Source organism: Brevundimonas sp. TWP1-3, from assembly GCF_049896085.1.
GTDB lineage: Bacteria > Pseudomonadota > Alphaproteobacteria > Caulobacterales > Caulobacteraceae > Brevundimonas.
Genome location: NZ_JAFCTP010000001.1, coordinates 1,135,051 through 1,147,996 on the forward strand (window position 1 = coordinate 1,135,051; position 12,946 = coordinate 1,147,996).

15 protein-coding genes are annotated in these 12,946 nt (G+C 68.7%); 12 read left to right on the plus strand and 3 right to left on the minus strand.

Annotation, left to right across the window (positions count from 1 at the left end; all coding sequences use genetic code 11):
- Positions 1-165: 165 nt before the first annotated feature.
- Complete coding sequence (locus ACP693_RS05755) at positions 166-1,230, plus strand: hypothetical protein (RefSeq protein ID WP_426018237.1); 1,065 nt, start codon at positions 166-168, stop codon at positions 1,228-1,230.
- On the opposite strand, the gene ACP693_RS05760 is transcribed toward ACP693_RS05755, so the two are convergent.
- Positions 1,231-3,048 carry an ABC-F family ATP-binding cassette domain-containing protein gene (locus ACP693_RS05760; RefSeq protein ID WP_426018235.1) on the minus strand — a complete coding sequence of 606 codons (1,818 nt, stop codon included), beginning with the start codon at positions 3,046-3,048 and terminating at the stop codon, positions 1,231-1,233.
- A 305-nt stretch (positions 3,049-3,353) separates the two neighbouring features.
- Here ACP693_RS05760 and ACP693_RS05765 point away from each other — a divergent pair, with 305 nt between their 5' ends.
- The 11 genes from ACP693_RS05765 to ACP693_RS05815 all read left to right on the plus strand — a co-directional run bounded on the left by ACP693_RS05765 (position 3,354) and on the right by ACP693_RS05815 (position 11,292).
- Complete coding sequence (locus tag ACP693_RS05765) at positions 3,354-3,932, plus strand: TetR/AcrR family transcriptional regulator (RefSeq protein ID WP_426018234.1); 579 nt, start codon at positions 3,354-3,356, stop codon at positions 3,930-3,932.
- A gap of 10 nt (positions 3,933-3,942) precedes the next feature.
- Positions 3,943-4,281 (plus strand): DMT family transporter, encoded by a 339-nt coding sequence (locus ACP693_RS05770; RefSeq protein WP_425985700.1) that lies wholly within the window; start codon positions 3,943-3,945, stop codon positions 4,279-4,281.
- A 40-nt stretch (positions 4,282-4,321) separates the two neighbouring features.
- Positions 4,322-4,774: a YcgN family cysteine cluster protein gene (locus ACP693_RS05775; RefSeq protein WP_425985698.1), complete on the plus strand. Its 453-nt coding sequence runs from the start codon at positions 4,322-4,324 to the stop codon at positions 4,772-4,774.
- 32 nt (positions 4,775-4,806) lie between these two features.
- On the plus strand, positions 4,807-5,340 hold the full coding sequence (locus tag ACP693_RS05780) for a hypothetical protein (protein WP_426018233.1): 534 nt from the start codon (positions 4,807-4,809) through the stop codon (positions 5,338-5,340).
- Position 5,341: 1 nt separating this feature from the next.
- A complete protein-coding gene (locus tag ACP693_RS05785; RefSeq protein ID WP_426018232.1) occupies positions 5,342-6,484 on the plus strand; it encodes a DNA-packaging protein in 1,143 nt (380 codons plus the stop codon).
- 189 nt (positions 6,485-6,673) lie between these two features.
- A complete protein-coding gene (locus ACP693_RS05790; RefSeq protein WP_426018229.1) occupies positions 6,674-6,961 on the plus strand; it encodes a spike base protein, RCAP_Rcc01079 family in 288 nt (95 codons plus the stop codon).
- Positions 6,961-8,115: a hypothetical protein gene (locus ACP693_RS05795; RefSeq protein WP_426018227.1), complete on the plus strand. Its 1,155-nt coding sequence runs from the start codon at positions 6,961-6,963 to the stop codon at positions 8,113-8,115. The genes ACP693_RS05790 and ACP693_RS05795 overlap by 1 nt, the downstream gene beginning before the upstream one ends.
- 9 nt (positions 8,116-8,124) lie before the next feature.
- On the plus strand, positions 8,125-9,195 hold the full coding sequence (locus ACP693_RS05800) for an acyltransferase family protein (protein WP_426018225.1): 1,071 nt from the start codon (positions 8,125-8,127) through the stop codon (positions 9,193-9,195).
- Between the two features lie 125 nt (positions 9,196-9,320).
- Positions 9,321-10,493 carry a phage portal protein gene (locus ACP693_RS05805; RefSeq protein ID WP_426018223.1) on the plus strand — a complete coding sequence of 391 codons (1,173 nt, stop codon included), beginning with the start codon at positions 9,321-9,323 and terminating at the stop codon, positions 10,491-10,493.
- Positions 10,490-10,723: a hypothetical protein gene (locus ACP693_RS05810; protein WP_295184406.1), complete on the plus strand. Its 234-nt coding sequence runs from the start codon at positions 10,490-10,492 to the stop codon at positions 10,721-10,723. Before ACP693_RS05805 ends, ACP693_RS05810 begins: the two co-directional genes overlap by 4 nt.
- 176 nt (positions 10,724-10,899) lie before the next feature.
- Positions 10,900-11,292, plus strand: coding sequence for an HK97 family phage prohead protease (locus ACP693_RS05815; RefSeq protein ID WP_426019623.1), 393 nt, complete (start codon positions 10,900-10,902; stop codon positions 11,290-11,292).
- Positions 11,293-11,503: 211 nt separating this feature from the next.
- Here ACP693_RS05815 and ACP693_RS05820 read toward each other — a convergent pair whose 3' ends face one another.
- The gene (locus ACP693_RS05820; RefSeq protein WP_426018222.1) at positions 11,504-12,145 is read right to left on the minus strand and encodes a hypothetical protein; all 642 of its coding nucleotides are present in this window, start codon (positions 12,143-12,145) and stop codon (positions 11,504-11,506) included.
- A gap of 152 nt (positions 12,146-12,297) precedes the next feature.
- Positions 12,298-12,936 carry a hypothetical protein gene (locus tag ACP693_RS05825; protein ID WP_426018220.1) on the minus strand — a complete coding sequence of 213 codons (639 nt, stop codon included), beginning with the start codon at positions 12,934-12,936 and terminating at the stop codon, positions 12,298-12,300.
- Between the last annotated feature and the right edge of the window lie 10 nt (positions 12,937-12,946).

A 12,946-nucleotide genomic window follows, 5' to 3' on the forward strand; every position in this document is an offset into this window, starting at 1 on the left:
GGCCGATTACGGTGACGAGATTGGAAGACGAAACGCTTACGGCAAAGCCGGGTTGCGGCGAAGCGCCGGACGACGCCGGCCCTGTTCGATCGGCGGACATGACCGGAAGTTAAGTTGCACGCGCCGGGGCGCGCAGAGATGCTCGCAAAAAAAGAGAGACCGTTCATGCCGTTGCTAGACCTTGTCCTGACCTTATCCCTGATCGCGCCTCTGGGCGCGGCGCCGGCTGAAGAGCCAGGGTCGCCCAGGCTGCGGTGCACCGCCCTGGCGACGACCGCCCCCTGTCGCGAGACGCCGAACGGCCTGGTGGTCGGGCCGACCGCAGAAGCCGTGACGCAGGCCGCCGACGAGGCGACCGTGGCCGAGACGACATGGGCCGAGGCGTTCGGCGCAAGGCCGCCGGCCTATGCCGTGGTGCTGGACGGGGCGCATCCCGTCGAGGACGTGCGCGCCGTCGGAGCCTCGCGTGTCCTGCCCTGGATCAGCGCATCGGCGCGTCGCGGCGCGATGGAGCAGGCGGTGCGCGACGCCGTGGCGAAACAGGCGCCGGCCGGTCAGGCCGAGGCCCTGATGACCGCCGCCGTCCAGCGCGCGGCGCCGCAGATCGCGGCCAGCGTGGCCAAGGCCTCTCAGCCGGGCGTGATGGCGCACGAGCTGGGGCATCTCTGGTATATCGAGACCTATTGGACCGCGGTGGCTCAAGGCGGCGACGCCTATGGAAGCGCCGCGCCCGACTGGCTGGACGAGGCGGCGGCCGTCCTGATGGAGGGCGAGGGGCTGACCCAGGCGCGGCGGGCCGCCTTCCAGAAGGTGTGGAACGAGAATCCGCGTGCCGACGCCGTCTCCTCGCTGTTGGCGGAGACCCATCCCGCCTTTGCGTCGGGTGCGTCTGCCGCCGCCCTGACGGACGGGGCGGCGACGTGGGCGGCGACGGGGGCGGGGCCGCGCGTCATGACGATGAGCGGCGAGGAGTTCCAGCGTCGCACGGGCACCGACATCAATGCGGCGTCCGCCTTCTATACGCGGGTGCGCGCCTTCCTGGACTTCATGGAGGCCAAGACGGGCGATCATGCGGCGCTGATCCGGTTGACGATCCATCTCCGCCAAGGCGGGGACGTGGAGCCGTGGTTCGCCCAGGATCCCGCCGGCCGCCAGATGGGCGGCTCGGTGAGCGCCGCCGATCAGGCGTTCAAGGTCTGGGCCGACGAAAGAACGGGCCAGACCGCCTGATCACCCGGCCAGGGCCGCCTTCTTCTCTTCCAGTTCCAGCCATTCCAGTTCGGCGGATTCCAGATCGGCGCGGGCCTTGTCGGCGGCCTTCATCGTGGCGTCGAAGGTCTTGGGGTCGCGGGCGTAGAGGGCGGGGTCGGCCAGCGCAGCATCATGTTTTGCGATGGTGGCGGGCAGGGCGTCGATCAGGGCTTCCAACTCCTTCAGGCGGTGGGCGTCCTTGAAGGTCAGCTTGCCGGCTTTCTTGGGGGCGACGGCGGCTGGGGCGGCCTCGGCGGCGCGCTGGGCGGCGGCCTTGTCCTGGGGGCGGGGGTTCGAGCCCGGCTGGAGGAAGCCGGGGTTCTGGCGGATGAAGTCGGTCCAGCCGCCGGGGGTCTCGACGATGTCGCCGCGCCCGTTCAGGGCGAGGGTGGAAGTGGACAGACGGTCGATGAAATCGCGGTCGTGGGAGACCAGGATCAGGGTGCCGTCATAGCCTTCCAGCAGCTCTTCCAGCTTGTCCAACGTGTCCATGTCCAGGTCGTTGGTCGGTTCGTCGAGGATCAGCAGGTTGGCGGGCTTGGCCAGCGCGCGGGCCAGAAGCAGGCGGTTGCGCTCGCCGCCCGACAGGGTCGAGATCGGCTGGCGCAGTTGGGCCTCTGAAAACAGGAAGTCCTTGGCGTAGGCGGCGACGTGTTTGGACACGCCGCGCACCAGGATCGAGTCCCCGCCGCCCGGCGTCAGGGCGTCCCACAGGGTCATGTCCGACTTCAGCCCCTCGCGCGACTGGTCCAGATAGACGGACTCCAGGTTGGAGCCCATGCGAACCGTGCCCTCGTCAGGCGGCAGCTCGCCCAGCAGGGTCTTGACCAGGGTGGTCTTGCCCGCGCCGTTGGGGCCGACGATGCCCAGACGGTCGCCGCGGATGATGCGGGTGGTCAGGTCCTTGAACAGGGTGCGGCCGTTGAAGCCCTTGGACACGCCCTTGATCTCGGCGACCAGCTTGCCCGAGGTGCCGCCGGAATCGACGCCAAGATACAGCTCGCGCGGGGCGTCCTTCATCTTTTCGGCGCGTTCGGCGCGAAGGGCGTTCAGCGAGCGGGCGCGGCCCTCGTTGCGGCTGCGGCGGGCAGTGATGGAGGAGTAGAAGGTGGCGGTCTCGCGCTCGATGGTCTTGGTCAGGCGGCGCAGGGATTCGGCCTCCTCCTCCATGACCTTGGAGGACCATTCGTCGAACTCGACGAAGCCCTTGCTGAGGGTGCGGACGCGGCGGCCTTCCAGCCAGTGGACGGTGTTGGTGACGCGATTCAGGAAGGCGCGGTCGTGGCTGACGACCAAGAGGGCGAACCGGGCCTGGATCAGCTCGTCCTCCAGCAGTTCGATGGCCAGGATGTCGAGGTGGTTGGTCGGCTCGTCCAGCAGCAGCAGGTCGGGCTCTTCGGCGAAGGCCTTGGCGAGCGCAGCGCGGCGGGTCTCGCCGCCGGACAGGCCTTGCGTCGACTTCTCGGGGTTCAGGCCGAATGTCGCCAGCCAGCTCTCGGCGGTCCAGCTCTCGGCCTCGCCGGAGGAGGCGTAGTCCAGCAGGGTCTCGCCGGTGATGACCGGCTCCTGCGGCACATAGGCGAACCGGACGGCGGACTGGACCGAGCGGTCGCCGCTGTCGGGCTCGATCATGCCCATGACCACCTTCATCAGGGTGGACTTGCCGGCGCCGTTGCGGCCGACGAGAGCGGCGCGGCTGCGCGGCTCGACCGCGAGGTCGACGCCGTCGAAGAGGGGGCGCTGGCCATCCTGAAGACGGACGTCCTTGAGTGCGGCGAGGGGGGGTCTGGCTGCCATGTGACTTTCGATCCTCCCTATGGGGAGGAGATCGCGCGGGACGCGGGGAGGGGCGGAAACGGGGGATTTAAGGGGTTCAGCGTCGGGACGCCAGTCTGATCCTCCACCGAGAAGCGGGGGAGGGGGCCGCGCGCAGCGTGGTGGAGGGGGCGGACGCATCTCAGGCGTCCGAAAGGGAGCGGTTTTAGGCGTAAAGATCGGTGGGGCATTCGCCCCCTCCACCGCTTCGCTGTCCCCCTCCCCCGCAGGCGGGGGAGGATATGCGCCGATATTGACAGTTACCGTCTGGTTGGTATGTAGCGTTCATGGACACGACCACACGCCGCCGCGCGCCCGACGACACCCGCGCCGAGATCATCGAAAAGGCCCTGGAGGTCGCCGCCGAACTGGGGGCGTCGGGCTTTACACTGGATGCGGTGGCGGCCCGGACGAGCGTCAGCAAGGGGGCGCTGCTGCATCATTTCCCCAGCAAGCTCGCTCTGCTGGAGGGGATGGTCGATCATCTGGGACGGATGCACACCGACACCATCTTAGCCGAGGCCGCGCGGGATCCCGAGCCGTATGGACGCAATGCGCGGGCCTATCTGCGGGCCACGGTGATCGAGCCTGTGACGCCGCACGACGTCAGCATCGGACGGGTCATCATGGCCGCCTGCGCCATCGAACCGACCCTGGCCCAGCGGTGGAGCGGCTGGATCGACAAGGTGAAGGTGGACGATCCCAGCGATCCGGTCGGGGCGGACGACGCCCTGATGTTGCGGTTGCTGGCCGACGGTCTGTGGGTTTCGGACCTGTTCGGCATCCATGAGGTCTCCCCGGAGCAGCGGCAGGCGCTGCTGTCGCTGCTGACGCCCGGCCATCCGATCACCGCGAACGACGCATGAGCCCGCTGACATGAGCCCCGTGACCTGGGCGGCGCTGCTGGGCGCCATCGCGCTGGAGGTGGCGGGGACGACGCTGCTTCAGGCCTCGCAGCAGTTCACCAGGATCTGGCCGACGGCGGGGATGGCGGCCTGCTACGGCCTGGCCTTCTATCTGTTGTCGATCGCGCTGAAACAGATGCCGGTGGGGATCGCCTATGCGATCTGGAGCGGGCTGGGGGTGGTGCTGATCTCTGTGATCGGGACGGTGGCGTTTCGCCAGCGGCTGGACCTGCCGGCCATCGCGGGCCTGACGATGATCGTCGGCGGGGTAGTGGTGATCAACCTCTTCTCCAAGACGGTGGGGCATTGAGGCTGTGACAAGCGGCGACGCGGCGCGTATGAGGCGCGCCATGCAGCCCTACTGGGAAACCAAGACCCTGGCCGAGATGTCGCCTTCCGAATGGGAGGGGCTGTGCGACGGGTGCGGGCTGTGCTGCGTGATCCGGTTCGAGGACGAGGATACGGGCGACGTCGTTCCGACGCGGGTGCACTGCAAGCTGTTCGATTCCCAGGCTTGTTCGTGCTCGGACTATGCGAACCGCAATGCGCAGGTGCCGGACTGCATCAAGCTGACGCCCGGAAACATCCAGGCGCTGGGGTGGATGCCCCTGTCGTGCGCCTATCGCCGGCTGCACGAGGGGCGGCCGTTGGCGGGGTGGCATCATCTGATCTCGGGCAGTCGCGAGACGGTGCATACGGCCGGGGTGTCGGTGCGGGGGCAGACGATCTCGGAGCTGTCGCTGGCCCAGCCGGAGGATGCGCTGGACTTCGAGGCGCCGGAATGGATGCTGGAGCGGGGCTGAGGCTGCTAGGGTAGGCCACGCTAGCCAGCGCAATGACGCTGGTTCAAGTCGTTAGAAAACAAGCTGTTGGCGAATTATGTGGGCGTTCTTCCGGCCTGAGGACGCTGCTGCGCTATGGTTTGGGCATGACGGGAAATCGGGATGACGGAGAGGGCGGCGGCGGTGCTGGTGGCGCAACGGCTGCGTCCTGCGCCGGGTGGCTGGAGCCGATGTTCCTGATGCTGAAGGCCAAGATGGAAGAGGCCGCGCAGAAGGTTTGCAAGACAGAGATCGAGGACGCGGCCGCAGCCGAAAAGGTCGCGCGCCAGATCGGCGTGATCGCGCGCTCGGCCAAGGCGGTCGAGGCGATGAGGCTGCTGTGCCTGAGCGACAACGAAGAGGACGAGATGGGTGGACGAACCTACGACCCCGCAGAAGACGAATTGCTCCGACGAAAGCTGGTCGTCGAATACGAACGGCTTGATCGGATTCTGGAGGAAAAGCAGGCCGAAGCAGCCGGACGGGCAAGAGCTAAGGCTGGAGATCAATCATCTTCAGCTGTTGAGGCATCAGTATCAGCCGACTGACTTGAGCCTGAAGACCTGGCTGCTGCTGGGCGGGCGTGGGTCGGGCAAGACCTTCGCCGGGTCGGTGTGGATCGACGTGTTGGCGAGAGAGTTCTCCGGCATCACGCTGGCCCTGGTCGGACCTGCCTTGCACGACGTGCGCGAGGTGATGGTGGAGGGGGCGTCGGGGATCAAGGCGCTGGCGGAACCGGGCGACCGGCCGCGCTGGGAGGCGGGGCGGCGTCGGTTGGTTTGGGGCAATCAGTCGGCGGCCTATGCGTTTTCGGCGGAAGATCCGGACAGTCTGAGGGGGCCGCAGTTCCACGCGGCCTGGGCCGACGAATTCTGCGCCTGGCGCAAGCCGGAGATGGTGCTGTCGAACCTGCGCTTCGGGTTGCGGCTGGGGGACGAGCCGCTGCTGGCGGTGACGACGACGCCCCGGCCGATCCCGGCGCTGAGGCGGCTGATGGCCGAGGCGGGGACGGTCACGGAACGGGCGGCGACGGCGTTGAATGCGCAGAACCTGTCGCCCGGATTTCTGGCGCATCTGCACGACGTCTATGGCGGGACGCGGCTGGCGGCGCAGGAGCTGGAAGGTCTGGTGGTCGAGGGCGAAGGGGCCCTGTTCCGCATCGAGGATCTGAAACGGGCCAGGGGCGCGCGGCCGGTCGAGCTGGAGCGGATCGTGGTGGCGGTCGATCCGCCGGCGACGGCGGGCGGCGACGCCTGCGGGATCGTGGTGGTCGGTCGCAAGGGTCGACAGGCCTTCGTGCTGGCGGACCGGACGGTGCGAGGATTGTCGCCGGGCGGCTGGGCCTCGGCGGCGTGCCAGGCCGCGCGGGATTATGGGGCGCACGAGGTGGTCGCCGAGGGCAATCAGGGCGGGGACATGGTGCGCGCGGTCTTGAGGACCAACGACTGTCCCGCGCCGGTCGAGATGGTGCACGCCTCGCGGTCCAAGGCGGCGCGGGCCGAGCCGGTGGCCCTGCTCTACGAACAGGGGCGGGTGGTCCATTGCGAGGCCCTTCCCGCGCTGGAGGAAGAGATGCTGGCCATGGGGTGCGAGGGCGGGCCCAGCCCCGACCGGGCCGATGCCCTGGTGTGGGCGATCACGCGGCTGATGCTGGGACCGCAGTCGGCGGGGCCGTCGATAAGAAGGCTCTAGGGCTTTTCCCTCCCCGGAACGGGGAGGGGGGGCGCGAAGCGACCGGGTGGGGCCGGCCCGGCAGGGGCGCGCGGATTGATCGCGCAGGATTGGTGATGGGGCGCTCTGCCGCCCCCACCCGGCTTCGCCTGCGGCTCAGCCACCCTCCCCCGCAGGGGGAGGGAGAATTTGTTTGAACAGGAGAAAGACATGCCGGCCATTCCCGAGCGGGACGGATTGCTGAACCATGGGCGCGACGCGAGCGGCCCGGCAAGGCGCGCGCAAGCGGTGACGCCCAGCGATACGGTCGATCTGACGACCTATGCCAAGGCGCTGTATGTCGGGGCGGCGGGCAATGTCCGTGTGCTGACGGTTGGCGGCGAGGATTCCGACGCAGTGACGTTCGCCAACCATCCGGTGGGCTGGTTGCCGGTGCAGGTGCGGCGCGTGCTGGCGACCGGGACGACGGCGACGCAGATCGTGGCGGCCTTCAACTGATGTCGGGCGTCGAGATCGGGGCGACGACGGCGGCGCCGGGCGGGGTGTTGGGGCGGCCTGGGTTTTCCGTGAGCGACCTGCCGGTCTGGTCGGCGGCGGTGCGGACGATGCAGGCGGGCGGGCGCGAGGCGCGGCTGCTGTGCATCGGCGACAGCGTGACGCAAGGGTTTGGCGGGGTCGGCGGCGGCTGGACGCCGAACGGTCGGGCGGGCGCCTGGCCCGAGCGGCTGGCGGCGATGATGAGCGGGCGCGGGCTGCCGGCCTCGGCGGCGTCGGTGGCCGGGGCGGGTGCGGCGGACGGGGCGGGTGGGGGCTATTCGGCCTATGATCCGCGCGTGACGATGGGCGCGGGGTGGGGCGTCAATGCGCTGACGGGGATGGGCGGCAAGCTGTTCTCGGGCGCGGCGTCGTCCAGCGGGGGCTGGAGCTTTCAACCCGACGGGCAGGTCGATCGGTTCGACCTGTGGGCCGTGACCAATACGGCGCTGGGCGTGATGACTGTCGAGACGGACGGCGTGGTGCGCGCGAGTGTGAACACGACCAAGCCGGCGTCGATGGAGGTCGCGACCGTCGCCTTTCCCGAGACCAGCGGGCCTGTGACGGTGCGCTGGGCCTCGGGCGGGGCGGTGTTCATCGCCGGCGGGGTCGCGTGGCGGTCGGATGTGCGGCGGGCGCGGGTGATCAATGCGGGATGGGGCGGTGCCAAGGTTGCGGACTGGATCACGACCGACCAGCCGTACCGGGCCTATGGATCGATCCCGGCGGCGGCGCCCGATCTGTCGGTCGTCTGCCTGACGATCAACGACTGGAACGCGGGGACGGCGGTCGCGACCTACAAGGCCGGGCTGGGGCTGCTGGTGGATCGGTGCCTGACGACGGGGGACGTGCTTCTGATGACGGGATGTCCGTCCGATCCGGCGCAGGGCAAGGCGAGCTATGCGACCCAGGGCGCGATCCGGGATGCCGTATTCGAGGTTGCGGCGGCGGGGACTGGCGACGCCCATCGACGGGACGGCCCTGTTCGGCGGCGGGTTCCCCGGCGGATTGATGTTCGACGCCGTCCATCCCAATGCGGCGGGTCAGGCCAGGATCGCCGAGGCGGTGCGGGCGCGGGTGATGATCTGAGGTTGTCTGGTCTGCGCGCGCGGTGTTAACCGTGGCGGATGGGGGAGCGGTTCTACGGGGTGCAGGCGCTGCGGTTCGCGGCGGCGACGGCGGTAGTCGTCGCCCATGCGCTGGACCTGGCGGGGACGCGGCTGGGGCTGGAGACGGCGTTGGCGGGAAGTGCGCTGGAAGATTTCGGCGCGGTGGGCGTGGACGTGTTCTTCGTCATCAGCGGCTTCATCATCGCCACGACGACGCGGGGGCAGGCGGGTCTAGCGGCCGCCGGCGACTTCCTGTGGCGACGGTTTCGTCGGGTGGCGCCGATCTACTGGCTGCTGTCGCTGCCGATCCTGATCGGGATGGCGCGGGGCGGGACGCTGACACCCGACGTGGCGGTGGCGACGTTTCTGTTCTGGCCGTTCAGCGGACTGGAGATGACGTTTCCGGCCCTGGGGCCAGGGTGGACCCTGTGTTTCGAGATGCTGTTCTACGCCGGGTTCGGGTTGGCGATGGCGGGCGGCAAGCGGGTCGGCTGGGGGCTGGTCGGGGCCTATGCGGCGATGCTGGCGGCCGGGTTGGTCGTAGCGGCGCCGGTGCTGAGGTTCTGGGGCGCGCCGATCGTGCTGGAGTTCTTGCTGGGCGTGGGGATCGCGTCGGTGTGGCGGAGGACGCCGCGTCGGCTGGGGCTTTGGGCGGTCGGGCTGGCGTTGGTCGGGTTCGGGCTGACGCTGGTGGTCGGTTATGGCGGGATCGACGATGTGCGGGCGCTGAACGATCCGTGGAACGGGTTGAGGCGGGCAGCGGTCTGGGGTCTGCCCAGCGCCTTGCTGGTGTTCGGCGTGGTGCGAATGGAGCGGACGGATGTTGCGCCGGGACGGTTGGAGCGGGCGGCGGCTTTCATGGGGGATGCGTCGTATTCGATCTATCTGACGCATGTGCTGGTGATCCGGGCGCTGGGGCGGCTGTTCGAGAGTGGGATGGTCGCCATCCCGGGGGATGCGGTGGTGGTGCTGACGGTGCTCGCGAGTTTGGCGGCGGGGGTTGCGGTGCATCTGTGGGTGGAGCGGCGGGTGTTGAAAATGATGCGACCCTCTCCCGTTGGGAGAGGGCTTGAGCGCCCGAGCGCGTAGCGGTCGGACTTGCGCGAAAGGGTGAGGGTCGAGTGTGCGACCTAGCCCACCGGACGACCCTCATCCGGCTCTTCGAGCCACCTTCTCCCACTGGGAGAAGGGAAGAAAATTCTGAGGAGATTGCGATGGTTTCGATCCGGTGGCCGTTCGGCCAGGCGGGGCGCGTGCGTGCGCCTGAGGCTAAGGAGAGCCGGGCGGGCGGGGTGATCGCCCTGTCGGGCGTGGGGCGGCCGCGCTGGACGCCCAACGACTACGCCAGCCTGGCGCGCGAGGGGTATCAGAAGAATGCGGTGGCCTATCGCTGCATCCGCATGATCGCCGAGGCGGCGGCTGCGGCGCCGTTCGCGGTGTTCGTGGACGGGGTGCGCGACGAGGCGCATCCGCTGGCCAAACTGATCCGCCGGCCCAATCCCGAACAGTCGGGAGCCGAGCTGATGGAGGCGGTCTATGGGGCGCTGCAGGTGTCGGGCAACGCCTATGTCGAGGCGACCGGCGATGCGGACGGGGACGGGGCGCCGGACGAGCTATGGGCGCTGAGGTCGGACCGGGTGAAGGTGGTGCCCGGCCGGTCAGGCTGGCCCGAGGCGTGGGATTATTCCGTGGACGGACGCTCGGTGCGGATCGGGCGGGCGGCGGACGGCTGGGCGCCGGTGATGCACCTGAAGCTGTGGCATCCGCTGGACGACTGGTACGGGCTGTCGCCGATGGAGGCGGCGGCGCAAGGTGTGGATGCGCACAATGCGGCCGGGACCTGGAACAAGGCCCTGCTGGACAATGCGGCGCGGCCGTCGGGGGCGCTGGTCTATGGCGCGAGGAACGGCGAGCGGCTGACGGACGGGCAGTTCGAGGCGCTGAAGGATCAGTTGTCGAACGTCTACGCCGGGGCGACGAACGCCGGGCGGCCGATCCTGCTGGAAGGCGGGATGGAATGGAAGCCCTTAAGCCTGACGCCGGCGGAGATGGATTTCACCGCCGGCAAACATGCGGCGGCGCGAGAGATCGCCTTGGCCTTCGGGGTGCCGCCGCAGCTGCTGGGGATCCCTGGGGACGCGACCTACGCCAATTATTGCGAGGCCAATGCGGCCTTCTGGCGACAGACGGTGATCCCGCTGGTCAGGAAGGCGGCGGGGGCGATGACGGGCTGGCTGGGCGAGCGGTTCGCGGGGTGTGAGGTGCGGGCGGACCTGGAGGCGGTGGCGGCCTTGCAGCCCGAGCGGGACGCGCTGTGGGCGCGGCTGGAGGCGGCGAGCTTCCTGACGGACGAGGAGCGACGACGGATGGCGGGGGTGGGGGGATGACCGAACATCAAATCCGGCGCGTGCCGACGGCGCTGCTGATCGCCGTGGTCGTGCAGACGGTCGGCGGCCTGGTCTGGGCCGGGGGCGCGGCGGCGCGGATCGCGACGCTGGAGCAGCGGGTCGGGGAGCAGAGGCTGGTCGCCGAACGGCTGGCGCGGCTGGAGGTCCAGGGCGAGGCGACGGCGGCGGCGGTGGAGCGGATCGAGCGGCGGTTGGAGGGGGCGAGATGAGAGGCGAAACATCTTCCTTCTCCCCTTGTGGGAGAAGGTGGCCCGAAGGGTGCGATGAGGGGGTTTCAGGCGGTGGGCGCAAGGGGCTGTTCGACCCCTCACCCGACCGCGCCAGGACGACGGCTGCGCCGCCGTGCGCGGTCTCCCTCTCCCGCAAGGGGAGAGGGAGCGTCGAAATTCAGGGCTACGCCTCGCTGTGGGGCGTGGCGGATCTGAACGGGGATGTCGTGCAGGCGGGGGCCTTTGCGGACAGTCTGGCCAAGACGGGGCCCGAGGGCGTGCGGATGCTGAACCAGCATGACGCGCGGGCGCCGGTCGGGGTCTGGGAGCAGATTATTGAGGACGCGCGGGGGCTGTTCGTGCGCGGCCGGATCGAGGACTGGTCGGCCGAGGCGCGGTTCGCCGGGGCGCTGAGCCGGGCGGGGGCGATGGACGGACTGTCGATCGGATACCGCACGGCGCGGGCCCGGCGTCAGGGGCGGCTGAGGGTGCTGAGCGCGGTCGAGCTGTGGGAGGTGTCGCTGGTGACGTTTCCCATGCTGCCGGGCGCGCGGTTCAGTTTGGTTTGAGCAGGATCATGGGCGACAACGATTGGAGGCGCATCGGTGGTCTCACCGCAATGGTGGCCAGCAACGACACGCACCGCGACCGCCCCGCCGGGGTCGGAGCGTCTTGGATGAAAGAACAGCCCGAACACAACAGCCTCCCCGTTTGCAAGCTTGAGTTGGGGAGCGAAGTCGGGCTTTCAAGCGTCTTTGGTATGATGTCACAACTGTGGGTTCAGTTTGGCTTGAGGGCTTCGAAGGCGCCGTTTTGGTCGAGGAGGTCAGTGAGGTCGGCCATCTGGGCGCGGCCCTTCTGGCCGTGGATGTAGCGGATCGCCCAGGCGGCGACGATGGCGGCGAATACCCGGCCGAGATGCAGGACGAGCTCGGCGAACAGGACGAACATCACCGCCAGCGCATAGGCGCCGAGATAGACCAGGGCCAGCTTTCCGGCGCGAGAGGCGGTGGGGTTGGAGGCGCTGGCGAGGATTTCGCTGATGCTGGGCGTGGCATCTGGCGTGGGGGCGGGGTCCGCAGGCTGGGCGGCGGAGACAGGGGCTTTGGTCGGGGCCTGTGCATGTGGAGCCGCGGGTTTCGGCCTGGGGGCGACGGGGTCGGGCGCGCGCCAGGCGGGGCGGTAGAGGACGGACTGGCCACGGGCGTCGACGGTGAAGACCTCGCCGAAGGGTGTACTGGAGAAGTCGACGGCGCGGGTGTCCTGGCCATAGCTCTGGCCGTGCAGGGCCATTAGCCTTCCCTGGCGCATCTCGATCTGGAAGCCGATGGGATCGGGCAGGTCGCCGACCATGACATGGACCGTGCCGAACAGGCCGGTGGCGTCCGGATTGCGGGTCGCGCGGTTCGCATCGACGATCATCCGGGAATAGAGGCCGGCGCCGGTGTTGCGACGCAGGCCCGGCGAGCTGGACGCCGCCTGGGCCGCCAGATCGGGAACGCTCGCCCATCTGCCAGACCATGGCGTCCATGACGGCGCTTTCGAGTGGCGTGAGGTGGGACATCAGGCGTCGGTCACAGAGCGGGGAAGGGACGATTGCCCGAGGCTTTCGCCTCAGCGACGTAGTGATCGTTCATTCTGCGCAACTGTGCTCGAAGAAAGAACAGAAAAGACAGTAAAAACAAGATCATGAAGGCGGGCCAGTAAGGGGTGGTCGGTATCCCCAAGTGGCGGCTCAGGAAACCAAACGGGTCGCGCAAGCCCGCCACCGCACAGAACATGATCCATACGGAAATGGACACCGCGTTGATGATGTTTTCGGTCTTTTTGAACGGCGGAGCTCCCCAGCGCGCGATCACCGATTGCATGGCGCGGGGCACGGTTTCGATAGGCGGTTGTTTGGTGACGAGCAGGAATTCGCCAAGAGGAATCGTGTCGAGTTCGTGCGAAGTCTGAAGACGCTGTAGCGGCGACAGGCGACGCGCAAGAGCGCGCCTTTTGCGACGTGCGATGAAGGCGAGGCCATATTGAAGGCCCAAGGCGCCGAATACGGCCAGCACAGGCAAAGCATAGAAGAGTTCGGGGACCGGCCCTTCGTGGTGGTTCAGGATCGCGACGGCCGTCAGCGGTACGAACGGCGCCCACACCCATATGAGCTTGAGCAGCCAGGATCGCTGCAAGTCGTCCAATAATTTCGAGGTCGTGTCGGTCACGCCTCGACCC

Excerpts from the sequence above, each read along its gene's own strand:
- ACP693_RS05755 (WP_426018237.1), top strand. The coding sequence starts at position 166 with ATGCCGTTGCTAGACCTTGTCCTGACCTTATCCCTGATCGCGCCTCTG.
- ACP693_RS05760 (WP_426018235.1), bottom strand. The coding sequence starts at position 3,048 with ATGGCAGCCAGACCCCCCCTCGCCGCACTCAAGGACGTCCGTCTTCAG.
- ACP693_RS05765 (WP_426018234.1), top strand. The coding sequence starts at position 3,354 with ATGGACACGACCACACGCCGCCGCGCGCCCGACGACACCCGCGCCGAG.
- ACP693_RS05770 (WP_425985700.1), top strand. The coding sequence starts at position 3,943 with ATGAGCCCCGTGACCTGGGCGGCGCTGCTGGGCGCCATCGCGCTGGAG.
- ACP693_RS05775 (WP_425985698.1), top strand. The coding sequence starts at position 4,322 with ATGCAGCCCTACTGGGAAACCAAGACCCTGGCCGAGATGTCGCCTTCC.
- ACP693_RS05780 (WP_426018233.1), top strand. The coding sequence starts at position 4,807 with ATGACGCTGGTTCAAGTCGTTAGAAAACAAGCTGTTGGCGAATTATGT.
- ACP693_RS05790 (WP_426018229.1), top strand. The coding sequence starts at position 6,674 with ATGCCGGCCATTCCCGAGCGGGACGGATTGCTGAACCATGGGCGCGAC.
- ACP693_RS05795 (WP_426018227.1), top strand. The coding sequence starts at position 6,961 with ATGTCGGGCGTCGAGATCGGGGCGACGACGGCGGCGCCGGGCGGGGTG.
- ACP693_RS05800 (WP_426018225.1), top strand. The coding sequence starts at position 8,125 with ATGGGGGAGCGGTTCTACGGGGTGCAGGCGCTGCGGTTCGCGGCGGCG.
- ACP693_RS05805 (WP_426018223.1), top strand. The coding sequence starts at position 9,321 with ATGGTTTCGATCCGGTGGCCGTTCGGCCAGGCGGGGCGCGTGCGTGCG.
- ACP693_RS05810 (WP_295184406.1), top strand. The coding sequence starts at position 10,490 with ATGACCGAACATCAAATCCGGCGCGTGCCGACGGCGCTGCTGATCGCC.
- ACP693_RS05820 (WP_426018222.1), bottom strand. The coding sequence starts at position 12,145 with ATGATCGTCGATGCGAACCGCGCGACCCGCAATCCGGACGCCACCGGC.